This is a genomic window from Pseudomonas sp. Pseusp16, from assembly GCF_047324915.1.
Taxonomy (GTDB): domain Bacteria; phylum Pseudomonadota; class Gammaproteobacteria; order Pseudomonadales; family Pseudomonadaceae; genus Aquipseudomonas; species Aquipseudomonas fluorescens_CD.
On record NZ_CP168522.1, the window covers coordinates 1,834,456 to 1,859,294 of the forward strand.

The window sequence follows — 24,839 nt, forward strand, 5'->3', positions numbered from 1 at the left end:
AATCTAAATGGCCAATCATAAATCAAACTTCAACAACCGCACATCGCCTAAAATTCAAAGTTAAAAATTCAACTGTATCTTGTAATCAAGGAAACTTTACAAGCTGCATGAGTCATAAAGCTCCGCTGCTTAGCCGTATCAGCACGACAAGTAAAAACGCTTATCCAACTACAAAGGAGATGGTATACGGTGCAAGCTTCATTACGCCAAAAAGTTCTCTGCTTACAGCAAGCTATGGCAGCGCTTACCTGCTGTCCCATGTCTTGCACGACTGGGGCGACGAAGACTGCCAGGCCATATTGGCCACCTGCCGACGGAGCATGCCGGACAATGCGCTGCTGGTTGTAGTGGACCTGGTGATTGACCAGGGTGAAAGTGCCCAGCCCAATCCTACAGGCGCAATGATGGATCTTTACATGCTGTCCTTGTTCGGTATCGCCGGTGGCAAGGAGCGCAACGAGGTTGAATTCAGAACCCTCATTGAGAACAGCGGCTTTATCGTCAAACAGGTAAAGCGCCTGCCAAGTGGGCACGGCATTATCTTCGCCTACCCGAAATAAATGATCACCATCGCCCCTCGCCACTTTCCAGAGGGGCTCTTTATTTACGGGTCATTTCCCACCTGCATGATTACAAGGAAAACACATGTCGACGCTGGTCTATTACGTAGCTGCCACCTTGGATGGTTATATTGCCACTCAACAACACAAACTCGATTGGCTGGAGAACTTTGCGCTGGGGGATGACGCAACGGCCTATGATGATTTTTATCAGTCGGTCGGAGCGGTGGTCATGGGGTCGCAGACCTATGACTGGATCATGTCGAACGCTCCCGATGACTGGCCCTACCAGGATGTACCCGCCTTTGTCATGAGCAACCGGAATCGGTCAGTCCCCGCCAATCTGGATATCACCTTCGTACGCGGTGATGCCGGGGCGATCGCGGCCAGGGCCAGGCAAGCGGCGAAGGGCAAGAATGTCTGGCTGGTCGGTGGCGGCAAAACGGCAGCCTGTTTTGCCGACGCCGGGGAATTGCAGCAGCTGTTCATCACCACCATTCCGATCTTTCTCGGCTCCGGCGTTCCCGTACTGCCCGTTGACCGCGCGTTTGAAGTCGTTCCCAGAAAACAGCGTACGCTGCAGAGCGGTGCCATGGAATGCGTCCTGGACGTGAAAGCGGATTAACACCCAAAAGACGATCGGGTATCGAAACTCGCAGCGTCGGACCCCAAGGAAGAAACCAGTGAAGCGTTTGGTATTGAGTATATGTTTGCTGGCCGTTGTCGCTCTGGCGAGTGTTCATGGAACAGGGATGGTGAAACCCGCCGCCCTGACAGCCGCCGATGCTCGCGATATCGGCTATCTGAATGTACGCAATAACCTGGGCGTCATCGCCGCTGCACCCCACCCCACCGCGTCACCACGCCAGGCCGCTGTCAGGCATTACTTGCAGGAAACGATTGCGGGCATGGGTTACCAGGTGGTTGAACAACCCTTTCGATTTACCATCGAAAGCATGGTGAACCGGCAGAAAATGCTCTACGCCGAGCTGAACGAGCACCAGCGCCAAGCATTCGATGCCGAGCTGGCTCGGGTGGGCGCGGACAGTTTTGAAAAGGAAGTGCGAATTCGCTCCGGCCTGCTGGAAGGCGACAGCGGCCAGGGAATCAACCTGATAGCCTCACGCCGCGTACCGGGAGCGACCGCAACGGTCCTGTTCATGGCGCATTACGACAGCGTCGGAACCGCCCCAGGGGCCAGTGACGATGGCATGGCCGTCGCCTCGATACTCCAGCTGATGCGGGAAACCGTTACCCGCAGCGATGCCAAAAACAATGTTGTCTTTCTATTTACCGATGGCGAAGAACTGGGCCTATTGGGAGCGGAGCACTACGTCTCGCAGCTCAGCACGCAGGAACGTGAAGCCATCCGCCTGGTATTGAACTTCGAAGCCAGGGGTAACCAGGGCATCCCTTTATTGTTCGAGACCTCGCAGATGGACTACAGCCTGATCAGGAACCTGAACGCAGGGGTTCGGGACATCATTTCCTTCTCATTCACCCCCCTGATTTACAAGATGCTGCAAAACGACACAGACTTTACGGCCTTCAGGAAAAAGAACATCGCGGGGTTGAATTTTGCGGTCGTGGAGGGTTTTCAACACTACCACCACATGAGCGACACGGTGGAGAACCTTGCGTCAGAGACCTTGTTTCGCTACCAAAAGACAGTGCGTGAAGTGGGCAACTACTTTATCCAGGGTATAGACCTCTCCTCCCTGAGCGCTGACGAGGACGCAACCTATTTCCCACTGCCAGGCGGCACACTGCTGGTACTCCCTTTGCCCGCCATGTATGCGCTGGGCATCGCCTCGTTCGTGTTCTGCGGTCTTTGGGCGCAACGCTGCCGCACTCGCCGCCAAGATCAGGGCAAGAATTCCGTGCTGCGGCCCATGGCCATTGTCCTGTTCGGCATTGCCTGCGCAACACTTGCATTCTACGTCCCCAGCATTGCCTATCTGTTCGTCATCCCCGGTCTGCTTCTGGCTTGCGCCATGTTGTTGCGAAGCCTCTACATCTCCTATTCGATCATGCTGCTGGGCGCTTATGCCTGCGGGATACTCTACGCGCCTATCGTCTACCTGATTTCATCAGGCCTTAAAATGCCGGTCATTGCCGGGGTCATTGCGCTTCTCCCCCTCTGCCTGCTGGCCGTGGGACTGGGCCCAGTGTGGGCGAAGCTACAATTTGACGACATTTAGCTTTGCTGGGGTTCTTGATCGGTCTCACGCAAAGCGTCGTAGAGCGTCGTCTTCCCGATTTTGATCCTTATTGCCACTTCACGAACGTTGACCCCCTGTGTCAGCAGTACCCTCGTTATTTGCAATATACGGATCGATTCGGCCACACAGCGTTGCCGGAATTGGTCGATAAATTTAGCGGGAATATCCTGAAACACTGCCGGCGCCATGCCAATATCGTTAAGGCACTTGAGCTTGGCGATGGGGAAGTCTAAATGTCGTCAAGTTGTAGCTTCGCCCACACTGGGCCCACATTGGGCTTTGTACTACCGATCGACCTTATGCCTGGCCGCATACAGGCACAGCATCTCCATCGCCAGCGTCGCCGCCGCCAGTGAGGTGATCTCCGCGCTGTCATAGGCCGGAGCCACTTCCACAACGTCCATGCCCACCAGATTGATGCCGCGCAGACCGCCGAGAATTTCCAGCGCCTGTACCGTGCTCAAGCCGCCGCATACCGGTGTTCCGGTGCCAGGCGCGAATGCCGGATCGAGGCAGTCGATGTCGAAGGTCAGGTACACCGGGTTGTCGCCGACTCGCGCGCGAATCGCCTCGACAATCGCCTCGCAACCACGTCGATGCACCTGCCGCGCATCGAGCACTTCAAAGCCCTGATGATCATCGTTGGTGGTACGCAAGCCGATTTGTACCGAGCGCGACGGGGCGACCAGCCCTTCCCTGGCTGCGTGCCAGAACATGGTGCCGTGGTCGATGCGCTTGCCCTCCTCGTCCGGCCAGGTGTCGCTGTGGGCGTCGAAGTGGATCAGCGACAACGCCCCATGCTTGCGGGCATGGGCCTTGAGCAGTGGATAGGTAATGAAATGGTCGCCGCCAAACGTCAGCATCGCCGTGCCGGCATTGAGGATGTGTTCGGCGTGGGCCTCGATCATTTCGGGCGTCGACTGCGGCGAGCCGTAATCGAAATCGCAATCGCCATAGTCGATCACCGCCAAGTGATCGAACGGGTCAAACGTCCACGGCCAGTGCCGTTCCCAGGCGATCCCGGCAGAGGCGGCGCGAATGCCGCGTGGCCCGAAGCGTGCGCCGGGGCGGTTGCTGGTGGCGGTGTCGAACGGCACGCCGCTGACGGCCACGTCGACTCCGCGCAAGTCACGGCTGTAGCGGCGACGCATGAAGCTGGTGATACCGGCGTAGGTACTTTCGGCGGCCGTGCCGTAAAGGCTGTCACGGGTCATGGCTTGATCGTTCTGCATCGGGACGTCCATTGAAGGCTCCTTGTCTTTTTCTTATTGGCGGCTACGGAAAGTGGTCCACAGGCGGGTGCGCTGGCGCATGTCCTTGAGGCTCATGCTGCGGTCGGCGTACAGCCGTTCCCGCACGTCGGCTAGCGGGTAGATGTCCGGATCGGTTCGTACCGCTTCATCCACCAGCGGCGTGGCGGCCTGGTTCGCCGTGGCGAAGAACAAGGTGTTGGTCAGTGCCGCAACGGACTCGGGGCGCAACATGAACTCGATAAAAGCGCGGGCGGCTTCGGGGTGCGGAGCGTCCTTGGGGATCGCCAGGTTGTCCTGCCACACGAGGGTGCCTTCCTTGGGAATCCGGTAGGCAATTTCATAGGGTTTGTTGGCCTTGCGTGCCTGGTCGGCGGCCATGCTCGCGTCCCCGTTGTAGGTCAGCGCCAGGCACACACTGCCATTGGCCAGGTCGCTGATCTGCCGCCCGGTGGCGACGTACAACACATTCGGTTGTAGCTGATGCAGCAACGCCTCGGCGGCTGACAGATCGTTCTTGTCGGTGCTGTAGGGATCTTTACCCAGGTAATGCAGCGCCAGTCCGATGACCTCTTGCGGTGAGTCAAGAATGGCAATGCCGCAATCCTTCAACTTGCTCGCGTACTCGGGTTTGAACAGCAGGTCCAGGCTATTGAGCGGCACGTCCGGCAAGCGCTGCTTGACCGCCTCGACGTTCATGCCCAAACCCAGGGTGCCCCAGGTGTACGGCACGCCGTAGCGGTTGCCCGGATCGACAGCGGCGAGTTTTTCCAGCAAATCCGCATCAAGGTTGGCGTAGCCCTTGAGTCCTTCGTGGGGAATCGGTTTCAACGCCCCGGCCGCAAGCCCCCGGGCCAGCACGCTGGAGGACGGCACCACCACGTCATAGCCGCTGCCGCCCGTGAGCAACTTGGTCTCCAGCACTTCAGATGAATCAAAGGTGTCGTAGCGCACATGGATACCGGTTTCCTGCTCGAACCGTTGCAGGGTTTCGGGGGCGACGTAATCGGCCCAACTGTACAGATTGACCTCCTTGTCCTCGGCCTGGGCCGAAACAGCAACGGCGAGCAACAGCGTGGATAAACACAGCTTGAACTTGGGAGCCATGACGAACACCTGACCAGAGGAAGTGGTTGCAGGATGCGTCGTCGGATACATTGATAAAATATCAAGTTAATTAACCTGACTTTACGACGGAGTAATGTTTGATGCTCGGCCAACTCCACGATCTGGATCTGCAATTGTTGCGACTGTTTGTCAGCGTGGTGGAATGCGGCGGTTTCAGCGCAGCCCAGGGCGAGCTGGGGTTGAGCCAGTCGAGCATCAGCCAGCAAATGGCCAAACTGGAAACCCGCCTTGGCTACCGGCTATGCAGTCGCGGCAAGGGAGGGTTCAGGATCACGCCCAAGGGCGAACAGCTCCTCAGCGCCACCCGTGGACTGTTCGAGTCCATCGAAGCCTTCCGTCATCAATCCAACGGCGTGGCCGGACGCTTGATCGGCGAAGTGCGCCTGGGTCTGTCCGAAGCCCTCGATCAATCGGTGCTGCAACGGGTGGCCGAGGCGATCCGGCGCTTCCGTGAAAGGGACGAATCGGTGCGCATCGAACTGATCAGCGCCATGCCCGGCGAAATGGAACGCTTGCTGCTGCAACAGCGGCTGGACCTGGCCATCGGCTATTTCTCTCAAGTGCAAAGCGCGTTCGACTACCGCCAATTGTTCATAGAAACCCAGCATCTGTATTGCGCCCCCGGTCACCCGTTGTTCACCAACGCGGCCCCGGACGATGAGGATTTGCAGGCCTGCGACCGGGTCGGTCACCCCTACCGCTTCCTGCGCAGTGACGAGCCCTTTCAAGGCAAGCTGTGTTCGGCACGATCGGAGCAGGTCGAAGGCACCCTCGCCTTCATTCTTTCCGGCAAGCATGTCGGTTACCTGCCCAGCCACTTTGCCCGTACCTGGGAAGACAAGGGTTTGCTCAAGGCCGTGCGGCGCAACGACATGAGTTTCGATGTCGCGTTTCATCTGGCCCGGCACCGGGCACAGGTGGCCGGTGATGCGCAGAAGGCATTCGAAGAGGATCTGCTCGCGGCGTTTGCCTGAATACGCCGTGGTCTACGCTGAAACGGTGCCGGTCATCACCATGCAAAAATGCACAGATAACCTGCACTTATCCGGGTTGTACAAGGCAAATTTGCACTGATACGATCCGTCATCGCTCGCGCGCGAGCATCTCGATAAAGAACAATAAAAGCAGGGAGTTAGTGATGACTGCTCAGGTGTCTTCTCCGGGGACTCAGTCCATGGATGCCATGCAAAACGAAGTGCTGGCCGAGGTTCGCAACCACATTGGTCATCTGACCCTCAACCGCCCCGCCGGCCTCAATGCCCTCACCCTGGACATGATCCGCAACCTGCAGCGTCAGCTCGACGCCTGGGCCCAGGATTCGCAAGTCCATGCCGTAGTCTTGCGTGGTGCCGGCGAAAAAGCCTTCTGCGCTGGTGGCGACATACGCTCGCTATATGACAGTTTCAAAAGCGGCGACACCCTGCATGAAGATTTCTTCGTCGAGGAATACGCCCTCGACCTCGCGATCCACCACTACCGCAAACCGGTGCTGGCCCTGATGGATGGCTTTGTCCTCGGCGGCGGCATGGGCCTGGTGCAAGGCGCTGACTTGCGCGTGGTCACCGAAAAAAGCCGTCTGGCGATGCCGGAAGTCGGCATCGGTTATTTCCCTGACGTCGGTGGCAGTTATTTCCTGCCGCGCATTCCCGGTGAACTGGGGATTTACCTTGGGGTCAGTGGCGTACAAATCCGCGCAGCCGATGCCCTGTATTGCGGTCTGGCCGACTGGTACCTGGAAAGCGACAGGCTGGGCGATCTGGACGAGAAACTCGACCAGCTCGAATGGCACGACACGCCGCTCAAGGACCTGCAAGGCCTGCTGGCCAGACTCGCCGTTCAGCAACTGCCTGATGCGCCACTGGCAACGTTGCGCCCGGCCATCGACCACTTCTTCGCCCAGCCCGACGTGCCGAGTATTGTGGAACAACTGCGCCAGGTAACGGTCGCCGACAGCCATGCGTGGGCTGTCACCACCGCCGACCTGCTGGAAACCCGCTCGCCGCTGGCCATGGCCGTGACCCTGGAAATGCTCCGTCGCGGACGCGAGCTGCCGCTTGAGCAATGTTTCGCCCTTGAGCTGCATCTGGACCGCCAGTGGTTCGAGCGCGGCGACCTGATCGAAGGCGTGCGCGCCTTGCTGATCGACAAAGACAAGACACCACGCTGGAACCCGCCCACCCTTCAGGCGCTGCACGCCGAACACGTGGCGAGCTTCTTCAGCGGGTTTGACCAGAGCGAGAGCTGAGCCATGCACGATATCGAATTGAGCGAAGAGCAAGTCATGATCCGCGACATGGCCCGGGATTTTGCCCGTGGCGAAATCGCGCCCCATGCCCAGGCCTGGGAAAAGGCCGGCTGGATCGATGACGGTCTGGTGGCGAAGATGGGCGAACTGGGCTTGCTGGGCATGGTGGTCCCCGAGGAATGGGGCGGAACCTATGTCGACTACGTGGCCTACGCGCTGGCGGTTGAAGAGATTTCCGCCGGCGACGGTGCTACCGGCGCCTTCATGAGCATCCACAACTCCGTGGGCTGCGGGCCGGTACTCAACTACGGCAGCGAAGAACAGAAACAGACCTGGCTGGCGGATCTGTCCAGCGGCAAGGCCATCGGTTGCTTCTGCCTGACCGAACCCCAGGCCGGTTCCGAGGCGCACAACCTGCGCACCCGCGCCGAACTGCGCGACGGCCAGTGGGTGATCAACGGCGCCAAGCAATTCGTCAGTAACGGCAAGCGGGCCAAGCTCGCGATTGTATTTGCCGTGACCGATCCGGACCTGGGCAAGCGTGGCATCTCGGCATTCCTGGTGCCCACCAGCACCCCTGGCTTCAAGGTCGACCGCAGTGAACACAAGATGGGCATTCGCGCCTCCGACACCTGCGCCGTGACCCTCGACAATTGCACCATCCCCGAAGCCAATCTGCTGGGTGAGCGCGGCAAGGGCCTGGCCATCGCCCTGTCCAACCTCGAAGGCGGGCGAATCGGCATCGCCGCGCAAGCACTCGGCATTGCTCGCGCGGCGTTCGAAGCGGCACTGGCCTACTCCCGTGATCGGGTGCAGTTTGGCAAAACCATCAATGAACACCAGAGCATCGCCAACCTGCTGGCCGACATGCACATGCAACTGAACGCCGCACGGTTGATGATCCTGCACGCCGCACGCCTGCGCACGGCCGGCAAACCCTGCCTGTCGGAGGCCTCACAAGCCAAGCTGTTTGCGTCGGAAATGGCGGAAAAGGTCTGCTCGTCCGCCATTCAGATTCATGGCGGCTATGGCTACCTGGAAGACTATCCGGTGGAAAGATACTACCGGGATGCGCGGATCACGCAGATCTACGAAGGGTCGAGCGAGATACAGCGGATGGTGATCGCCCGCGAGCTGAAGAACTACCTGATTTGATGCCCTGTACCTGTAGGAGCGAGCTCGCTCGCGATGGCGGTCAACGATAACGCTGGGCACCTGAATCAACCCGGTGCCCTTGGGTTTTTCGCGAGCAGGCTCGCTCCTACAGAGATCCAATGTAGGAGCGAGCTTGCTCGCGATGGCAGTCAACGATGACGCGGGGCACCTGAATCGACTCGGAGCCCTTGGTTTTTTCGCGAGCAGGCTCGCTCCTACAGAGATCCAATGTAGGAGCGAGCTTGCTCGCGATGGCAGTCAACGATGACGCGGGGCACCTGAATCTACTCGGTGCCCTTGGGTTTTTCGCGAGCAGGCTCGCTCCTACAGGGATTCAATGTAGGAGCGAGCTCGCTCGCGATGGCGGTCAACGATGACGCGGGGCACCTGAATCGACTCGGAGCCCTTGGTTTTTTCGCGAGCAGGCTCGCTCCTACAGAGATCCAATGTAGGAGCGAGCTTGCTCGCGATGGCAGTCAACGATGACGCGGGGCACCTGAATCTACTCGGTGCCCTTGGGTTTTTCGCGAGCAGGCTCGCTCCTACAGGGATTCAATGTAGGAGCGAGCTCGCTCGCGATGGCGGTCAACGATGACGCGGGGCACCTGAATCTACTCGGTGCCCTTGGGTTTTTCGCGAGCAGGCTCGCTCCTACAGAGATTCAATGTAGGAGCGAGCTCGCTCGCGATGGCGTCAGCGAAAGCGCCGCATCACTTGCCTTGGAACTCCGCCTCACGCTTGGCAATGAACGCCGCCATCCCTTCCTTCTGATCCTGCGTCGCAAATGCCGCATGGAACACCCGGCGCTCAAAGCGCACGCCTTCGGCCAGGCTCACTTCAAAGGCACGGTTGACGCTTTCCTTGACCATCATCGCAATCGGCAACGACTTCTTGGCGATCAACGCGGCGACTTTCAGCGCTTCATCCAACAGCTCATCGCTCGGCACGATACGCGCCACGATGCCGCAACGCTCGGCTTCCACGGCATCGATCAAACGCCCGCTCAGGCACATTTCCATGGCCTTGGCCTTGCCCACGGCGCGAGTCAGGCGCTGGGTTCCGCCCATGCCCGGCAACACGCCGAGGTTGATTTCCGGCTGACCAAATCGGGCATTGTCGCCCGCCAGGATGAAGTCGCACATCAACGCCAGCTCACAGCCGCCGCCCAGGGCGAAACCGTTGACCGCCGCGATGATCGGCTTGCGGCGGTTGGCCACACGGTCGCTGTCGCTGAACAGGTCGTCGATGTAGATCTGCGGATAGGTCAGCTCAGCCATTTCCTTGATGTCGGCACCGGCGGCAAAGGCTTTTTTCGAACCGGTCAGGACGATGCAGCCGATGTTCGAGTCAGCCTCAAAGCCGTCGAGGGCCTGGTTCAGTTCGCTGACGATCTGCGCATTCAACGCGTTCAACGCTTGCGGACGGTTGAGGGTGATCAGGCCAACGCGGCCATGGGTTTCCAACAAAATCGTTTCGTAGTTCACAAGGGACTCCTTCTTATAAATTGCGCGAAATGACCATGCGTTGAATATCGCTGGTGCCTTCGTAGATCTGGCAGACCCGCACGTCGCGGTAGATCCGCTCCACCGGGAAGTCGTTGAGGTAACCGTAACCGCCAAGGGTTTGCAGCGCCGAGGAGCATACCTTCTCGGCCATTTCCGAGGCGAACAACTTGGCCATCGACGCTTCGACCAGCGCCGGCTTGCCGCTGTCACGCAGGGCGGCGGCGTAGTGCACCATTTGCCGCGCCACGGCGATCTGGGTCGCCATGTCCGCCAGGCGGAACGCCACGGCCTGGTGCTCGATGATGGGCTTGCCGAAACTCTCGCGCTCACGGGCGTAGTCGCGAGCCGCTTCGAACGCGGCGCGGGCCATGCCCACCGATTGCGAAGCGATCCCGACGCGGCCGCCTTCAAGGTTGGCCAGGGCAATCCTGTAGCCTTCGCCCTCCTCGCCCAAGCGATTGGCCACCGGCACCTTCACGTCTTCGAAAAGGATCTGGCAAGTGTCGGACGCATGCTGACCGAGCTTGTCTTCGACCCGCGCAACGGTGTAGCCCGGCGAATCGGTCGGCACGATAAAAGCGCTGATACCGCGTTTGCCGGCGCCCGGATCGGTCACTGCAAACACGATCACCACCCCGGCATTGCGCCCGGAGGTGATGAACTGCTTGCAACCGTTGAGCACGTAATGATCGCCCTCCAGGCGCGCGCGGGTTTTCAGGCCGCTGGCGTCGGAACCGGCCTGGGGTTCAGTCAGGGCGAATGCGCCGAGCATCGCGCCGCTGGCCAGCGGCTTGAGGAAGCGCTCTTTCTGCTCATCCGTGCCGTAGTTGAGGATCGGCACACAACCCACGGAGTTGTGCACACTCATGATGGTCGAACAGGCGCCATCGCCGGCGGCGATTTCTTCCAGCGCCATGGCGTAGGCCAGGTAACCGGTGTCGCATCCGCCCCACTGCTCCGGCACCAGCATGCCGAAGAAGCCCAGCCCGGCCATTTCGCCAATGGCTTCCTTGGGAAAGCGATGCTCACGGTCCCACTCGGCCGCGAACGGTTTCAGCCGTTCCTGGGCAAAGTCCCGGGCCATGTCGCGGATCTGTTGTTGGTCGTCATTGGGGATCATGGTGAATCCTTAAAAATGTAATCGCCCCCTGTAGGAGCGAGCTTGCTCGCGAAGGGCCTGAGAGCGCCGCATTCATCCAGGCAGACCTCGTCATCGTTGACGCCCTTCGCGAGCAAGCTCGCTCCTACAGGGACTGCGCAAGTCTTAATACAGGCATTCCACGGCCATCGCCGTCGCTTCACCGCCACCAATGCAAATCGCCGCGACACCACGCTTCAGGCCCTTCTGGCGCAGGGCCGAGAGCAAGGTCACGAGAATCCGCGCACCGGACGCCCCGATCGGATGACCGAGGGCGCAAGCACCGCCGTGCACGTTGAGTTTCTCGTGGGGAATTTCCAGATGAGTCATCGCGGCCATGCCGACCACGGCGAAGGCTTCGTTGACTTCCACCAGATCTACGTCATTGAGCGACCAGCCGGTTTTCTTCATCAACTTCCTGATTGCGCCAATCGGTGCCACCGGGAACAGGCCCGGGGTATCGGCGAACGCAGCGTGGCCATGAATCACCGCCAACGGTTTCAGGCCTTGCTTCTGTGCCTGCGACTGGCGCATCAGCACCAGTGCGGCGGCACCGTCGGAGATCGAACTGGAGTTGGCCGCCGTCACCGTACCGCCTTCACGGAACGCCGGTTTCAACGAAGCGATCTTGTCCAGCTTGGCTTTGGGCGGCTGCTCGTCATTGCTGATCACAACCTGCTCTTTGCCGACCGTCACGGTGAGCGGCACGATTTCGTCCCTGAAGCTGCCGTCCTTGATCGCCTGCTGGGCGCGAGTGGTCGAGGCGATGGCGAACGCGTCCTGGGCTTCACGGCTGAAGCTGTTGGTTTCGGCGCAGTCTTCGGCGAAGGTGCCCATCAGGCGGCCCTTGTCGTAGGCGTCTTCGAGGCCGTCCAGGAACATCGAGTCCTGCACCCGGCCATGGCCCATGCGGTAGCCGGCACGGGCGCGGTCCAGCAGGTAAGGCGCGTTGGACATGCTTTCCATGCCACCGGCGACCACCACGTCGGCACTGCCGGCCACCAGCATGTCGTGGGCCAGGATCGCCGCTTCCATGCCGGAACCGCACATCTTGTTCAAGGTGGTGCAGCGGGTCGATTTATCCAGCCCGGCACCCAGCGCCGCCTGACGCGCCGGGGCCTGGCCGAGGCCTGCCGGCAGTACGCAGCCGAACAGCACTTCGTCGACGCTATCACTGGCGACGCCGGCACGTTCAACCGCGGCCTTGATGGCGGCAGCGCCGAGTTGCGGCGCCGTCAGGCTTTTCAGTTCGCCCTGGAAACCGCCCATCGGGGTGCGGACGGCGCTGACGATTACAATCGGATCGTTGGACATTGTCATGACAAATCCTCCTTATTTGGCGGCCATGCGCAAGGCACCGTCGAGACGGATCACCTCGCCATTGAGCATGCTGTTTTCAATGATATGCCTGACCAGCGCGGCATACTCGCCCGGTTTGCCCAGGCGCGGCGGAAATGGCACGCCAGCCGCCAGGGAGTCGCGGACTTCCTGGGTCATGCCGGCCATCATCGGCGTTTCGAAGATGCCGGGAGCGATCGTCATGACACGGATGCCGAAACGCGCCAGTTCGCGGGCAGCGGGCAAGGTCAGGCTGACAATCGCACCTTTGGACGCCGAGTAGGCCGCCTGACCGATCTGACCGTCGTAAGCCGCGGCAGACGCGGTATTGATGATCACGCCGCGTTCGCCATCGGCGTCCGCTTCGGTTTCCGCAATCGCCGCTGCCGCAAGGCGCAGCATATTGAAGCTGCCGATCAGGTTGACGTTGATCACCTGGCTGAAGCTGGCCAGCGCGTGCGGGCCGTTCTTGCCAAGAATCTTCTCGCCACGCACGATGCCGGCGCAATTGACCAGGCCATTGAGGCCGCCAAAGGCCTTGACCGTCGCCTGCACGGCGGCTTCGGCCGCTGCTTCGTTGCTGATGTCCGCCACCACGCTGTGCGCGCCAAGGCGCTGGGCCTGGGCGGCAACGGCTTCGGCGTTCATGTCCACCAGCATCACTTTCGCGCCTGCGGCAACCAGCACCTCGGCAGTGGCTGCACCAAGGCCGGAAGCGCCACCCGTGACGATAAATATCTTGTTCTCGATCTGCATCATTGTTTCCCTGGATTCAAGCTGGAACGTTCTTCGCCGCGGCCTCTTGAGCCTTGGCGATTTCCTGGTTGCGCAAGATAAAGCGCTGCAATTTGCCGCTTGGGGTTTTCGGCAACTCGCTGACAAATTCGATTTCGCGGGGGTAGGAATGCGCCGCCAGACGCTTGCGCACGTGTTGCCGCAGCTCTTCGGCCAACGCAGGTTCTGCGCGGTATTGCGGGCTGAGCACGACAAAGGCCTTGACCAGTTCGGTGCGCTCCGGATCGGGTTTGCCGATCACTGCGGCCTCGACCACGGCCGGGTGTTCGATCAGCGCGCTTTCCACGTCGAACGGACCGACCCGGTAACCGGAGGTGGTGATCACGTCATCGCTGCGACCGACGAAGCTGATGCTGCCGTCCGGGTTCCACTCGACGGTGTCGCCACTCAGGTAATAGTTGCCGACAAAGGCCTTGGTCGGCCCGCCTTCGTAGCCGGCGAACCAGCACATCGGCGATTGGCTGCGGTCGATGGCCAGAATGCCCGGCTGGCCAACGCCCAGTTCCTTGTATTCGTCATCCAGGACCACGATGCGGTGGCCTGGCGAGGCAAAACCGGCCGCGCCCATGTGAATCGGATGTTCAAGGCCGTGGTGGTTGCACAGCACCATGCCCAGTTCGGTCTGGCCGTAATGGTCGTGGATCACCACGTCGAGGTTGTCGGCGAACCAGCGGATCACTTCCGGGTTCAGCGGCTCGCCGGCGCTGCTGACGATGCGCAGCTTGCCCTTGATCGATCTGGCGAATTCGTCGCCGCCGGCAATCAGCAAACGGTAGGCGGTCGGCGAACCGGTGAGATTGGTAATCCCGTACTTGTTGATCACCCGGCAGGTGCTTTCCAGGGTGAACGGGCCATCGTAAAAGGTGATCGGATGCCCCATGGCCATCGGCCCCGTGACACCGAAATAGATACCGTAGGCCCAACCCGGATCTGCGACGTTCCAGAAGGCGTCTTCCGGGCGCAGATCCACCGCATCGCGGGTGTAGCTCTGGAACGCAACGATGGCCTTGAGCGGCACCGACAGGGCTTTCGACGGACCGGTGGTGCCCGAAGTGAACATCAGCAGGAACGGATCTTCCCCGGTCAGCAATACAGGCTCACAGTCGGCGGAATAGTTGGCCAGTTCGGCCCAGAAACTGCAATCGCCACGAACCAGGCCCTGCCCTTTGGGGCCTGTGACGGTCACCGTGGTCGGGCAATCGGCGACTTCAGCCAGTTTCGGCCGGTTCACCGCATCGGTGACCACCACTTTGGCGCCAGAGCAGCTCAGGCGGTGCTCGATGGCTTTGGGGCCGAACGCGGTAAACAGCGGTTGATACACCGCACCGATGCGCCAGGTGGCGAACACGGTGATCAGCAGTTCGATATTGCGTGGCAACAGGCCGGCCACCTTGTCGCCTTTCTTCACGCCCAAGGCCTGCAGGTAATTGGCGAAACGCGCGGCCTTGTCCTGCAGTTCGGTGAAGGTATAGGTCGCACTGGTGCCGTCGCGTCCTTCCCAGAACAGCGCGATGCGGCCCGGCAAGGCATGCCGGTCACAACATTCGACACAGGCGTTGAGGGCGGTCAGATCGCCTGCGAGTGCGGTGTCGACGGTGTGCTGATAATTGAACTGAGAAGTAGCAGACAAGTAATCGCGCATTGCCAGAATCCCTCTGTGTTTCTTATTAGGTTGGGGGAACCGTAATCAACAGGGAAATACTCGCTCTGCGCGGGGTGTCGGGCAATGGTCAAAGTTATCAAGTTGTCTGACTGCTTTGGCCAAAGCCCGCAGGGTATCAAGCGATGAAACGCACCCCGGGTTTGGTGCGTTCGTCCACGGTCAGCTCGAACACATCCGGCCGCGCGTAGTGGCCGACCACGTCATAGTCGTAGCGGGCGCGTACCAGGTCGTCAGTGTCGATTTGCGCGGTGAGCAGACCGGCGCTGTCACGCAACGGTCCGGCGAGGATGTCGCCCATGGGACCTACGATCACACTGCCACCGGCGATCAATGGCCGATCCGCCGGCCAGTTGGCGATGTCCACGCCCAGGGCCTTGGGTGAGGCCTGGACCTGACAGGCACTGACCACGAAACAACGCCCCTCATGGGCGATGTGGCGCATGCTGACCTGCCACATCTCCCGTTCGTCCACGGTCGGCGCGCACCACACCTCCACGCCCTTGGCGTACATCGCCGTGCGCAGCAACGGCATCATGTTTTCCCAGCACACCGCCGCACCGACACGCCCGACCTGGCTGTCGATCACCGGCAGCGTCGAACCATCGCCCTTGCCCCAGATCAGCCGCTCGGTGCCGGTGGGCATCAGTTTGCGGTGCTTGGCCACCAGCCCGGCCTGCGGATCAAAGTACAGCGCGGTGCAGTACAACGTGCTGCCCGCACGCTCGATCACGCCGATCACCAGATTGGCCCCAGTGCGGGCGGACAGCGCCGCCAACGCCTCGGTTTCCGCGCCGGGCACGTCGATGGCATTGGCAAAATAGCGGGCAAAGGCTTCGCGACCTTCCGGCAGGCGATAACCCAATTGCGTACCAAAGCCCTCACCTTTGGGATAACCGCCCAGCAGCGCTTCCGGCATCACCACCAACCCGGCGCCGGATTCGATGATCGCGTTTTCATAGGACAGGATCTGTTCCAGGGTTTCAGCCTTGCCGCCGGGCAATGCGCCGATTTGCAGGGCCGCAACGATTGATTTGGGCATATCGGAAACTCCATTCGCATCAGGTGTTGCTCATTATCCAGCGTCACGCAATCATCAATAAAGACCGACTCACTGCTGAATGATATGAGCCAAATGAATATCACAGACATCGACCTCAACCTGCTCAAAGTCTTCGAAGCGCTGCACGAGGAGTCCAGCGCCAGTCGTGCCGCCTTGCGCCTGGGCGTGACGCAATCGGCGGTCAGTGCAGCACTGCGGCGGTTGCGCGAGGTGTATGGCGATCAGCTGTTCGTGCGCACCGGACGAGGCCTGGCCCCCTCGCTCAAGGCCAATCAGCTCAAGCCGGTGGTCAGCGATGCCCTGAACAAATGCCGGCAGAGCCTGGCGATGGTCGATCCGGCCGCACAGCAGTACGACGGTCGCTCGGTCACTGTGGGAATGTCGGATGATTTCGAAATTGCCTACGGCCGGCGGATGATTGAAGAAATCGCCCGTACCGCGCCGAAGCTGCGGCTGATTTTCCGCCAGACCCACAGCCAGATCGTCGCCCAGGCGTTGATGGAGCGCAGCATCGACCTGGCGATCACCGCGGGCGGGGTTGCCGAGCGGCTGCTCAGCCGTCAGGTACTGGGGGAAGGCGGATACCTGTGCCTGGCGGACCCGTCGAGCCTGGGCGCGGGCCAGCAGAGCATCAGTCTTGAAGAGTTTGTCGCCCGCGAACACATTCTGGTGTCGTCCGGCGGTTTTATCGGGATTACCGACGAGGGGTTGGCCGCGCTGGGGTTGAGTCGGCGGGTGTGCGCCTCGACCACGCACTTTGCCGCGCTGCCGCATTTGCTCAAGGGCAGCCAGGCCGTTGCGACCATTCCGGCTCATGCGGCGCAAAGCATCGCAACGCTCAGCGGACTGGCGTTGCTGCCCTGCCCCTTGGCGTTGCCACGTTACCCGATCGAGCTGGGCTGGCGCACCAGCACCCAACTCGATCCGGTGGTGTTGAAAGTGCGTGAAGCGATTGTCGCAAGTTTCGCGTGACAGCCGATATTACTTGTTGGCGGCCATCAGGCGATTGACTTCACTGCGCACCATGTTGGCGAATTCCGGGGGCGACATACCGTCCAGCTCGGCGCGCACCCATTCCGCCCACTTGCCTTTGCGCTTGGCCCGTTCGCCGAACAACCGCGCGGCCTCACCCTTGGCTTTGCCCAGATTGTTTTGCCAGAGTTCGAACAGACGGGATTTCTCGTCTTCAAGCGCAGCGCGCTCGGCGAGGGGTTTGTCGGCCAGATTGAAGCTCATGGGATTTTCCTGCTGCGTAAAATAGGCGACATCTTACACTGTAGGACGAAATGTCCTGCGCCGGTTTTTCAGCAAGATGGCCTCACTGGGCAAAATAGCTGCAACTTTTCCGACAACCGCAGACTCCATTGTTCACTGTCCACTTACCTGCAAGGAGTACTTCAATGGTCCGCAAAACCACCGCGCAAGCCGCCGAAGACCAAATCAAGGATCTGGCGTTCAGCGAACTTCAACGGCTGATCGAAGAGTCGGAAAAACTGCTGAAAAGCAGCGCTTCACTGGTCGGGGAAGAAGCGGAGACCCTTCGCGGACAAATCGCGCTGAAACTCCGGCAAGCCAGGGATTCGGTAACCAGCGTGCGCGACCGGACGCTGCCCGCGGTCGAGGCCACTGAAACCTATATCGGCGGGCATCCATGGCAAACCGTGGCGATTTCTGCCGGGTTCGGCCTGGTGGTGGGGTTGTTGTTGGGGCGGCGCTAAATACTGGCAAAAACTGAACCCTGTGTGGGAGCGGGCTTGCTCGCGAAGGCGGTGTGTCAGCAACCAAGCTATCGGCTGACACGACGCCTTCGCGAGCAAGCCCGCTCCCACAAGGCTGACAGCGTCAGACGCCCGCCAGCTCCCGCAGGTTCGCCAGCGTCTTGGCATCCAGCTCGATGCCGTTGACCTGCGACCTGGCGCGCTGATGATGACGCCGGTCACCCGGCAAGCGCTTCAAGCCGACCCCGTGCATTTGACGCACCAGTTCCTGGCTGCGTTCGGCAAAGCTTTGCCCCGCCGCTTTGCCCGGATCGATCACGATCAGCAATTGGCCAGTCCAGGGCGTCTTGGCGCCAGGGTGGTTCTTCCAGTCGAATTCGAAGGAAAAATTCCCCCCGGTCAGTGCCGCCGCCAGCAGCTCGACCATCATCGACAACGCCGAGCCCTTGTGCCCGCCAAACGGCAGCAACGCGCCGCCCTCGAGAATTGCTTTCGGGTCTGTGGTCGGCTGGCCGAGGCTGTCCACGCCCATCCCTGCCGGCAAGCGTTTACCCTCGCGCGCGGCAATTTGCACATCACCATGGGCAATGGCACTGGTGGCAAGGTCGAAGACAATCGGTTCGCCGTCGGCCCGCGGGGCGGCGAAGGCAATCGGGTTGGTGCCGAACAGCGGCCGGTCGGCACCGTGGGGCACCACGCAGGTCATGCTGTTGACCACACTCAAGGCCACCAGGCCTTCATAGGCAAAAGGTTCGACATCCGGCCACAGCGCAGCGAAATGGTGTGAGTTGCGAATCGCCAGTACCGCGATTCCGGCGCTCCGCGCTTTCTCAACCAACAGCTCGCGTGCGGCCGCCAGGGCCGGTTGCGCAAAACCGTTGGCGGCATCGACCCGCACGAAACCTGAAGCCACATCTTCGACGATCGGAACGGCCTGGCCGTTGACCCAGCCACTTTGCAGCGTGGACACATAACCCGGCATCCGGAACACGCCGTGGCTGTGCGCGCCGTCGCGCTCGGCGCCCGCGCAGTTTTGCGCCAGCACCCTGGCGACATCGGCCGAGGTGCCGTGACGCAAGAAAATCTTCTCCAGCAAAGCGCTCAACGCTTCAAGGGACAGGTATTGCGAGACCGCAGTGGACGCGTGATCGTGTGGCGCAGACATCTGAAGCTCCAGACTAATTATTGGAGGGGGCAACAGCGTACGTAGACCGCCGATTAACAACGCGCCGGGAGCGAGCTGTCAACCCTTCGATTGCGCAGGCTGGCACGAACGCCAGCCGCCCATGCGTTAACTATCTACCGCCTGCGCCCCGGCGCCGATTTTTCGTCTCGACGCTCCTTCCATTGGCGTATTGCGCCGCGCCTCAACGTTGGTCCACCGGGCAGGTCCACGAATTCTCCCATCCGAAAAGAACGCAGCACTCTGGCGAAAAATAAACGCACTTTGATGGGTAATTGCCATGACTGATGTTCTCGCAGACTTCCCCCAAGGTTAGAATGCACGAAATCAGGATGAGCCAATGACCGACCACACGCTCTCGGAAGCCGAATACGACGCCATCACCGATGCCGCAGCGCATTGGTGCATGCGCCTGCACGCCAATGATTGCACTGAGCAAGAGCGCCAGGCGTTCGCGCAATGGCGGGATGCGCATCCGCTCCACGCCTTCGAGTACGAGGCGATGCTGGATATCTGGGATGTTGCCGGGGACCTGCCTTGCCCCGCCCCCGTCATGCCGATGGTTCATGCCAAACCGCAGACGCCCTGGCGCACCATGGGCATAGCGGCTGCCGTGTGTGCCCTGGCGTTACCGCTGGCCGCGTACAGCGGCTGGCACCTGGGCTGGCTGCCCAACTCGTACCAGCATTTCGAATCGACCGACAATGTCCGCACGGTCACCTTGAACGATGGCAGTCAGGTTGAGTTGAACCTGGGCAGCGAGCTGACCTACAGCAACTACAAGAATCAGCGGCAAGTCACGCTGAAAAAAGGCGAGGCGTTCTTCAGCGTCAGCCATGACACTCGTCACCCGTTTATCGTCAAGGCGGCTGAAGGCCGCATACGCGTGACCGGGACCAAGTTCAACGTCTGGATGTATGAAGACCAGGTGAAGGTGAACCTGATCGAAGGCTCGGTGCTGGTCAGCAGCAACGATAACCTGTCCGGCGACGGACTGCGGCTGGGTCCGGCGATGCAGGCAAGCTATCGCCGCGGCGATTTCACTCCGCGCATCAGCGATACCTATGACAACGACAGTTCGCTGGCCTGGCGCCAGGGCAAACTGGTGCTCGACGATCTGGCGCTGGCCGATGCATTGCCATTGATCAACCGTTACCTGGAAAAGCCGTTGAAGATCGCTGACAACAGCACCGGTTCGATCCACATCGGCGGCATCTACAGCATCAAGGAGATCAACGGCCTGGTGAAGTCCCTGCCCCGCGTGCTGCCGGTGTACCTGACGCGCAATGACAACGGCAATCTGGTGGTCAACGCGATTCCGCAAAAGACCCCAAAAAGCTGAAAAGGCCGCAACCCTTGCCGGGTGCGGCCTTCCTCGTTCGTTTCAGCACCCCTTCAGATCACTGCGTGGCCACCTTGGCGGGCTTTTCATCCTGCTGACGGATGGTCTGTAGCTGATACTGCGGATCGGCGGTGATCTGTTGCTCGGTGAACGGCAATACGCTCAATTGTTTGTTCGAAAACGCCTGGGTCTGGTCCCGGGAATACTTCGACGCCGGGTCGCTCGATAACGAAAACGCCAACAACCCTTTGGCCTGTGGCCCCTGCTCGTCAAAGGTCACCACCTGCAAGTAGCTGGTGCCGCTGACCACTTCACGCTTGCCGTCGGACCTTGGCACGCTCTGGATCGCGTTATAGATCCCCAGCATGCCCGGCCCGCCGTGAATCGATGTTTGCTGGCTACCGCTGCTGACCACCTGGATATCGCCCCAGCGGCTGTCTGGTTTGAGACCAGCAGCGCTGACTTGTTCGACCGAGGCCAGCATCGCCGCCCGCAGCGCCTGCGCCACGTTCGGACGATCGACCGCCAGGCCACGCGGGGTGTGTTGCGGGTCTAGCGGATCGAACGCCACGCGCCAGACATCAGGGACCGGCTCCAAGGCCTCCATGACATTCTGGAAGTGGACAAAGCCAAGGCCACTGTTCAGGTTTGCCGTGCGATCCCACGTTTTGAGGCTGGCGCACAGTGGCGTGAGCGCTTTTGCGTCGGCACCGAGATTTTTCGCGCAAAACTGCAGCAGATCAGGCATCACTAGAGCGGCCTGATAAACCTGATCGTCCATGACCATGTGTTGCAAGTCCGCCGGCGCGACCTTGGCCAGCGTATGCAAGCGATCCAGCGCAAAACGCGAACGCAAGCCCAGTGGCTGATTGTCCTGGCTGATCAATGGCGAGTAGCCGGTCAGTGGTTGTGCCGGGTTGGCCAGCCACGCCGAATCGTTGGAGTGCTGGACAAAATCCTTGCGCAGCAACTGCGGTAGTTTGTCCGAGGCATAGATGCCGGCCTGCGCGGCCAGCGGGTCGATGTCCCAGGCACAGGCACTGTTGGAACCGTCGAGGATGATCATCTGCAGGCCGATCCGCGGATCGCTGCACTGGGCGAGCTTGGCAGCACTGACGTTGGGCACCACCGACAGGTTCATGTACAGCGTCTGCCCCTGATCGTCCGCCGCCAGCGTGTTGACCCAAGGAATCCCCTGGATCTTGTGCACCGAGTCCTGGAAATCCTTGAGGTTGTCAGCGCGGTTCATTGCGTACCACTGTTGCAGCACGCGGTCGTTATCCAGGTTGGCATCGCGCAGGCTGTAGGCGTACCGGTGGTCCCAATCCAGCTTTCCTGGCCATTGCACCACCGGGCCGAACTTCGAGCTGTAGATCACACGGGAAACCGCCTGGACCTGCCCGTCCGCCTGTTTGACGTTGACGGTCAGGGTTTGCTTGTCCATTGGCAGGGACTGGCCGTCGAGCAGGTAACGGGTCGAATCCTTGGGGTCGAGTTGCAGACGGTACAGCGTGAAGTGCCTGGAGGAATCCACGGTGTGGGTCCAGGCCAGATGTTGATTGAAACCGATGTTGATCACCGGCAGGCCGGGCAACGCCGCGCCCATCACGTCCAGTTTGCCGGGAATGGTCAGGTGCATCTGATAAAAACGCATGCCGCCCACCCACGGAAAGTGCGGATTGGCCAGCAACATGCCGCGCCCGTTGAAAGAACGCTCGCTGCCGACCGCGACGGCATTGCTGCCCCGGTCCAGGGCAAAGCGCTGCATCCGCGTGGCGGCCACCTGGAAATCGGCGTTTGACGCCAGAGTGACCGCCTCAGGCGGCGCGGCTCCGGCCAGGGCCTCGGCAAATTGCCCGACTCCGCCCTCGACCAGCAGGCGCCGGGTCAATTTCACCAGATCCATCGTCGTGATATCCCGCACCCAGTCGCCCTGGCATTGCGCCGGCAAACCCTGTGCGCGACGTTCGGCCAGCGAACGGTTATACCCCGCCACGTAACCCTCAATGAGTTCGCGGACCTGCGGAATTTGCGCCTGCCAGAAACCGGCCACGGCCTGTGGTGTATTCAACCAGGTGAAAAACACATCACTGACCCGGTTCTCCCGCTCTTCGACGGTGAATTGATCCGGTCCGAAATACCGTGAGCGCTCACCATTGACCGTAGCGATCTCGTTAGCCAGCAGGCACAGGTTGTCCTGGGCGTAGGCATAGCCGATGCCGTAGCCGAGCCCGCGCTCGTTGTCGGCACGGATGTGCGGCACGCCGAAACCGGTTCGTCGGATGTCCGCGCTCGTTTGCGCAGGCGAACCGCTCGCGCTCGCAGCAAGGCTCAGCCCCAGGCTCAACCCCAGTGTCACACCCGCCAGGCTCAACCTGGCTAACTGGCTGGAAATAATCACGCTCGCTCCTGATCGAAAAAACGATGGCCACTGCTGCGCATACCCGCACGCACCGTGCCTCCCTGTAGGGACGAAGCTCACACCAGAAATTTAGGGTTTTACCGCGCATTGGCGCAAGGACTGACAGGTTGATCACGCGGTGGCGACAAAATTTCTACATTCGAGCCTTCATGATTTGCGCTGCTCATACGTCTAGTCATGTAAGAGCGCCCACTTTTTCCTGATCAGGCTCTGAAAAGGAGTTTTTGCAATGTACAACTCGCGACTGCCAACGGACGGTAGCAACGCGCCAAAGGGTGCTTCCATGGGAGTTGGCGTATTCGAGCCGCGTAGCGATCGCCACGGCAACGAGCGCATCAGGATCCTGCTCAAAAGCTATGGCCTGCGCACCAGCCTGATCCGCCTGAAAGTCATCGATGCCTTGCTGGCAGCCGCCGAAAGCGACCGCAGCCTTGGCGTACGCGGCGTGCACAGCCAATTGCTGGACCTGGATATTCCATTGTCCTTTCTCAGCGTGCGTGAAGTGCTAAAGCGCTTGTGCAGCGAAGGCGTGATTGTCCTCAACCCCGACAAAAGCTACAGCCTGCACCCTCAGGCTGCCGCCATCCTGCGCAACCCGTGATCGAATGATCAGGGCTTGACCTTGCGGCGCATCACGCCATTGATGACCACCACGACCACCGCCACGCCTATGGCGATGTACTGGAACATTTTTTCGCTGATGACACCGGTATTCTGCAACCAGGAAAGGCCAAACATGATCCCCAGTACCACCAGGGAGATCAGAATCGAGTATTTCAAACGTTGCGACTGAGTCATTGCGGGTTCCTGAATCTGAAAAATGTATCCGGTTTGTATCGACATGCATGCCAGGCGCTTACCCTGTTTCGGGAATGACCTGCTATAAGCGCGGTCTCATGTTACAGCCGATGAAGATTTTTAGCTTCATTACGGCGATAACATGAGGATTTCCAAAATGTTGCGTCGAATCACACTGCTGATTCCACTGTTTGCCCTCCTGACCCTGAGCGGTTGCATTATTTACCCCCATGGGGGCCGGCACCACGATCACTACTACGGCCATGGCGGACCGGGTTACTACCAACATCGTTAACGGCGGCTCAATGTCCCGAGTCCTTTCTGTAAAAGTCATTGCCAGGCTGGGCACACAGCTCTACCAGCCAATCGACAAACACCCGCACCCGCCGGGATAACTGGCGGTGCGGCGGATACAGCGCCGTCATCGGCATGCCCGGTGGCGGCACTTCCCTCAGCACTTCAATCAAACGCCCCTCCGCCAGCTGCCGCGCCACATGATAGTACGGCGTCTGCACCAGACCATATCCGGCCTCGCACGCCGCCAGATAGCCATCGGCACTGTTGACCGCCACCTGCTTGGGCAGGTCGAGCGACTGCACCTGGCCATCCACGACAAACTCCAGCCCATAGCGTTTTCCGCTGCTGCTGGAGAAGTACTCGACCACCTGATGCCCGCGCAGGTCATCCAGGGAACGAGGCGTTCCGTGCCGCTGCAGATAATCAGGGCTGGCACAGGTCACCTGATCCATCATCACCAGCGGCCGCGCCACCAACGAATCGTCCAGCGTCGAGCCACCGCGCAACACGCAATCGACACCTTCGCGAATCAGGTCGACCGGCCGGTCATTCAAGCCGATTTCCAGCTCGATCAAGGGATAGCGGGCGGTGAATTGCGGCAGCGCCGGGATCACCACCAGGCGCCCCACTCCCGCCGGCATGTCCACGCGCAACAGCCCCTTGGGATTGTGCCGTGCTGCACTGAACACCGCTTCGGTCTCTTCAAGATCCGCCAGCAAGCGTACGCAACGTGGGTAATAGGCCGCACCGTCGAGCGTCAGGCTGATCTGCCGCGTGGTGCGTTGCAACAGTTGCACCCCCAGATGCGCCTCCAGTTGCTTGATCAGGATGGTTACCGAGGCCCGGGGCAATTGCAGGCTGTCGGCGGCCCTGGCAAAGCCACCCAGCTCGACGATTCGGGTAAAGACGCGCATGGCATTGAAACGGTCCATTGCTGGCTCCACCGGCAGATTGTTTAGATTTAACGAATAGTGATAGCCGTTTTAGCCGGTTTATCTTGTTTTTGTCGAGATGAACAAT

At 60.4% G+C, this 24,839-nt stretch carries 24 protein-coding genes; 11 read left to right on the forward strand and 13 right to left on the reverse strand.

Annotated features, from left to right (window positions below; genetic code table 11):
• Nucleotides 1-107 precede the first annotated feature (107 nt).
• The 3 genes from ACEN8Q_RS08045 (at nt 108) to ACEN8Q_RS08055 (ending at nt 2,761) form a co-directional block, all read left to right on the forward strand.
• Complete coding sequence (locus ACEN8Q_RS08045) at nt 108-560, forward strand: methyltransferase (protein ID WP_413704926.1); 453 nt, start codon at nt 108-110, stop codon at nt 558-560.
• An 85-nt stretch (nt 561-645) separates the two neighbouring features.
• Nucleotides 646-1,185, forward strand: a complete 540-nt coding sequence (locus tag ACEN8Q_RS08050) for a dihydrofolate reductase family protein (RefSeq protein ID WP_413704927.1) — start codon at nt 646-648, stop codon at nt 1,183-1,185.
• Nucleotides 1,186-1,243: 58 nt separating this feature from the next.
• The gene (locus ACEN8Q_RS08055) at nt 1,244-2,761 is read left to right on the forward strand and encodes a M28 family metallopeptidase (RefSeq protein ID WP_413704928.1); all 1,518 of its coding nucleotides are present in this window, start codon (nt 1,244-1,246) and stop codon (nt 2,759-2,761) included.
• Between the two features lie 305 nt (nt 2,762-3,066).
• Here the strand turns inward: ACEN8Q_RS08055 and speB are convergent, their stop codons facing one another.
• Both speB and ACEN8Q_RS08065 read right to left on the reverse strand, forming a co-directional pair.
• Entirely contained in the window at nt 3,067-4,026 is a 960-nt protein-coding gene (gene speB, locus ACEN8Q_RS08060; protein ID WP_413704929.1) for an agmatinase, read from the reverse strand.
• A gap of 21 nt (nt 4,027-4,047) precedes the next feature.
• Nucleotides 4,048-5,139, reverse strand: coding sequence for a polyamine ABC transporter substrate-binding protein (locus ACEN8Q_RS08065; RefSeq protein ID WP_413428832.1), 1,092 nt, complete (start codon nt 5,137-5,139; stop codon nt 4,048-4,050).
• 101 nt (nt 5,140-5,240) lie between these two features.
• Here ACEN8Q_RS08065 and ACEN8Q_RS08070 point away from each other — a divergent pair, with 101 nt between their 5' ends.
• The 3 genes from ACEN8Q_RS08070 (at nt 5,241) to ACEN8Q_RS08080 (ending at nt 8,560) form a co-directional block, all read left to right on the forward strand.
• Nucleotides 5,241-6,134, forward strand: a complete 894-nt coding sequence (locus tag ACEN8Q_RS08070) for a LysR family transcriptional regulator (protein ID WP_413428833.1) — start codon at nt 5,241-5,243, stop codon at nt 6,132-6,134.
• Nucleotides 6,135-6,298: 164 nt separating this feature from the next.
• On the forward strand, nt 6,299-7,405 hold the full coding sequence (locus ACEN8Q_RS08075; RefSeq protein ID WP_413704930.1) for an enoyl-CoA hydratase/isomerase family protein: 1,107 nt from the start codon (nt 6,299-6,301) through the stop codon (nt 7,403-7,405).
• 3 nt (nt 7,406-7,408) lie between these two features.
• Complete coding sequence (locus tag ACEN8Q_RS08080) at nt 7,409-8,560, forward strand: acyl-CoA dehydrogenase family protein (RefSeq protein WP_413428835.1); 1,152 nt, start codon at nt 7,409-7,411, stop codon at nt 8,558-8,560.
• A 710-nt stretch (nt 8,561-9,270) separates the two neighbouring features.
• Here ACEN8Q_RS08080 and ACEN8Q_RS08085 read toward each other — a convergent pair.
• The 6 genes from ACEN8Q_RS08085 to ACEN8Q_RS08110 form a co-directional block, all read right to left on the reverse strand.
• Nucleotides 9,271-10,044, reverse strand: a complete 774-nt coding sequence (locus tag ACEN8Q_RS08085) for an enoyl-CoA hydratase (RefSeq protein WP_056724587.1) — start codon at nt 10,042-10,044, stop codon at nt 9,271-9,273.
• Between the two features lie 13 nt (nt 10,045-10,057).
• Nucleotides 10,058-11,185, reverse strand: a complete 1,128-nt coding sequence (locus ACEN8Q_RS08090; protein WP_413425697.1) for an acyl-CoA dehydrogenase — start codon at nt 11,183-11,185, stop codon at nt 10,058-10,060.
• Between the two features lie 144 nt (nt 11,186-11,329).
• A complete protein-coding gene (locus tag ACEN8Q_RS08095; RefSeq protein WP_413425695.1) occupies nt 11,330-12,523 on the reverse strand; it encodes an acetyl-CoA C-acyltransferase in 1,194 nt (397 codons plus the stop codon).
• A gap of 12 nt (nt 12,524-12,535) precedes the next feature.
• Complete coding sequence (locus tag ACEN8Q_RS08100; RefSeq protein ID WP_413425693.1) at nt 12,536-13,297, reverse strand: SDR family NAD(P)-dependent oxidoreductase; 762 nt, start codon at nt 13,295-13,297, stop codon at nt 12,536-12,538.
• A gap of 16 nt (nt 13,298-13,313) precedes the next feature.
• Complete coding sequence (locus ACEN8Q_RS08105; protein ID WP_413425691.1) at nt 13,314-14,978, reverse strand: AMP-binding protein; 1,665 nt, start codon at nt 14,976-14,978, stop codon at nt 13,314-13,316.
• Nucleotides 14,979-15,114: 136 nt separating this feature from the next.
• Nucleotides 15,115-16,038 carry a carbon-nitrogen hydrolase family protein gene (locus ACEN8Q_RS08110; protein WP_413704931.1) on the reverse strand — a complete coding sequence of 308 codons (924 nt, stop codon included), beginning with the start codon at nt 16,036-16,038 and terminating at the stop codon, nt 15,115-15,117.
• An 84-nt stretch (nt 16,039-16,122) separates the two neighbouring features.
• Between ACEN8Q_RS08110 and ACEN8Q_RS08115 the strand changes: the two genes are divergently transcribed.
• Entirely contained in the window at nt 16,123-17,031 is a 909-nt protein-coding gene (locus ACEN8Q_RS08115) for a LysR substrate-binding domain-containing protein (RefSeq protein ID WP_413425687.1), read from the forward strand.
• 9 nt (nt 17,032-17,040) lie between these two features.
• Here ACEN8Q_RS08115 and ACEN8Q_RS08120 read toward each other — a convergent pair whose 3' ends face one another.
• Nucleotides 17,041-17,295: a hypothetical protein gene (locus ACEN8Q_RS08120; RefSeq protein WP_057400121.1), complete on the reverse strand. Its 255-nt coding sequence runs from the start codon at nt 17,293-17,295 to the stop codon at nt 17,041-17,043.
• Nucleotides 17,296-17,459: 164 nt separating this feature from the next.
• Between ACEN8Q_RS08120 and ACEN8Q_RS08125 the strand changes: the two genes are divergently transcribed.
• Entirely contained in the window at nt 17,460-17,777 is a 318-nt protein-coding gene (locus ACEN8Q_RS08125) for a DUF883 family protein (RefSeq protein ID WP_413704932.1), read from the forward strand.
• Between the two features lie 124 nt (nt 17,778-17,901).
• Here ACEN8Q_RS08125 and ACEN8Q_RS08130 read toward each other — a convergent pair whose 3' ends face one another.
• Nucleotides 17,902-18,942 (reverse strand): Ldh family oxidoreductase, encoded by a 1,041-nt coding sequence (locus ACEN8Q_RS08130; protein ID WP_413425683.1) that lies wholly within the window; start codon nt 18,940-18,942, stop codon nt 17,902-17,904.
• 358 nt (nt 18,943-19,300) lie between these two features.
• On the opposite strand from ACEN8Q_RS08130, the gene ACEN8Q_RS08135 reads away from it, so the two are divergent.
• Entirely contained in the window at nt 19,301-20,302 is a 1,002-nt protein-coding gene (locus ACEN8Q_RS08135; protein ID WP_413425681.1) for a FecR family protein, read from the forward strand.
• Between the two features lie 58 nt (nt 20,303-20,360).
• On the opposite strand, the gene ACEN8Q_RS08140 is transcribed toward ACEN8Q_RS08135, so the two are convergent.
• Nucleotides 20,361-22,703, reverse strand: a complete 2,343-nt coding sequence (locus ACEN8Q_RS08140; protein ID WP_413704933.1) for an acylase — start codon at nt 22,701-22,703, stop codon at nt 20,361-20,363.
• Nucleotides 22,704-22,953: 250 nt separating this feature from the next.
• On the opposite strand from ACEN8Q_RS08140, the gene ACEN8Q_RS08145 reads away from it, so the two are divergent.
• Nucleotides 22,954-23,325 (forward strand): fe2+ zn2+ uptake regulation protein, encoded by a 372-nt coding sequence (locus ACEN8Q_RS08145; RefSeq protein ID WP_413425677.1) that lies wholly within the window; start codon nt 22,954-22,956, stop codon nt 23,323-23,325.
• Nucleotides 23,326-23,333: 8 nt separating this feature from the next.
• Here the strand turns inward: ACEN8Q_RS08145 and ACEN8Q_RS08150 are convergent, their stop codons facing one another.
• A complete protein-coding gene (locus ACEN8Q_RS08150; RefSeq protein ID WP_413425675.1) occupies nt 23,334-23,522 on the reverse strand; it encodes a hypothetical protein in 189 nt (62 codons plus the stop codon).
• 157 nt (nt 23,523-23,679) lie between these two features.
• Here ACEN8Q_RS08150 and ACEN8Q_RS08155 point away from each other — a divergent pair, with 157 nt between their 5' ends.
• A complete protein-coding gene (locus ACEN8Q_RS08155; RefSeq protein ID WP_413425673.1) occupies nt 23,680-23,817 on the forward strand; it encodes a hypothetical protein in 138 nt (45 codons plus the stop codon).
• 7 nt (nt 23,818-23,824) lie between these two features.
• Here ACEN8Q_RS08155 and ACEN8Q_RS08160 read toward each other — a convergent pair whose 3' ends face one another.
• On the reverse strand, nt 23,825-24,751 hold the full coding sequence (locus tag ACEN8Q_RS08160; RefSeq protein ID WP_413704934.1) for a LysR family transcriptional regulator: 927 nt from the start codon (nt 24,749-24,751) through the stop codon (nt 23,825-23,827).
• Nucleotides 24,752-24,839 lie beyond the last annotated feature (88 nt).

Coding starts and splice junctions, on each gene's coding strand:
- ACEN8Q_RS08045 (WP_413704926.1), top strand. CDS start 108: ATGAGTCATAAAGCTCCGCTGCTTAGCCGTATCAGCACGACAAGTAAA.
- ACEN8Q_RS08050 (WP_413704927.1), top strand. CDS start 646: ATGTCGACGCTGGTCTATTACGTAGCTGCCACCTTGGATGGTTATATT.
- speB (WP_413704929.1), bottom strand. CDS start 4,026: ATGGACGTCCCGATGCAGAACGATCAAGCCATGACCCGTGACAGCCTT.
- ACEN8Q_RS08065 (WP_413428832.1), bottom strand. CDS start 5,139: ATGGCTCCCAAGTTCAAGCTGTGTTTATCCACGCTGTTGCTCGCCGTT.
- ACEN8Q_RS08070 (WP_413428833.1), top strand. CDS start 5,241: ATGCTCGGCCAACTCCACGATCTGGATCTGCAATTGTTGCGACTGTTT.
- ACEN8Q_RS08075 (WP_413704930.1), top strand. CDS start 6,299: ATGACTGCTCAGGTGTCTTCTCCGGGGACTCAGTCCATGGATGCCATG.
- ACEN8Q_RS08080 (WP_413428835.1), top strand. CDS start 7,409: ATGCACGATATCGAATTGAGCGAAGAGCAAGTCATGATCCGCGACATG.
- ACEN8Q_RS08090 (WP_413425697.1), bottom strand. CDS start 11,185: ATGATCCCCAATGACGACCAACAACAGATCCGCGACATGGCCCGGGAC.
- ACEN8Q_RS08095 (WP_413425695.1), bottom strand. CDS start 12,523: ATGACAATGTCCAACGATCCGATTGTAATCGTCAGCGCCGTCCGCACC.
- ACEN8Q_RS08100 (WP_413425693.1), bottom strand. CDS start 13,297: ATGCAGATCGAGAACAAGATATTTATCGTCACGGGTGGCGCTTCCGGC.
- ACEN8Q_RS08105 (WP_413425691.1), bottom strand. CDS start 14,978: ATGCGCGATTACTTGTCTGCTACTTCTCAGTTCAATTATCAGCACACC.
- ACEN8Q_RS08110 (WP_413704931.1), bottom strand. CDS start 16,038: ATGCCCAAATCAATCGTTGCGGCCCTGCAAATCGGCGCATTGCCCGGC.
- ACEN8Q_RS08115 (WP_413425687.1), top strand. CDS start 16,123: ATGAGCCAAATGAATATCACAGACATCGACCTCAACCTGCTCAAAGTC.
- ACEN8Q_RS08120 (WP_057400121.1), bottom strand. CDS start 17,295: ATGAGCTTCAATCTGGCCGACAAACCCCTCGCCGAGCGCGCTGCGCTT.
- ACEN8Q_RS08125 (WP_413704932.1), top strand. CDS start 17,460: ATGGTCCGCAAAACCACCGCGCAAGCCGCCGAAGACCAAATCAAGGAT.
- ACEN8Q_RS08130 (WP_413425683.1), bottom strand. CDS start 18,942: ATGTCTGCGCCACACGATCACGCGTCCACTGCGGTCTCGCAATACCTG.
- ACEN8Q_RS08135 (WP_413425681.1), top strand. CDS start 19,301: ATGACCGACCACACGCTCTCGGAAGCCGAATACGACGCCATCACCGAT.
- ACEN8Q_RS08145 (WP_413425677.1), top strand. CDS start 22,954: ATGTACAACTCGCGACTGCCAACGGACGGTAGCAACGCGCCAAAGGGT.
- ACEN8Q_RS08150 (WP_413425675.1), bottom strand. CDS start 23,522: ATGACTCAGTCGCAACGTTTGAAATACTCGATTCTGATCTCCCTGGTG.
- ACEN8Q_RS08155 (WP_413425673.1), top strand. CDS start 23,680: ATGTTGCGTCGAATCACACTGCTGATTCCACTGTTTGCCCTCCTGACC.
- ACEN8Q_RS08160 (WP_413704934.1), bottom strand. CDS start 24,751: ATGGACCGTTTCAATGCCATGCGCGTCTTTACCCGAATCGTCGAGCTG.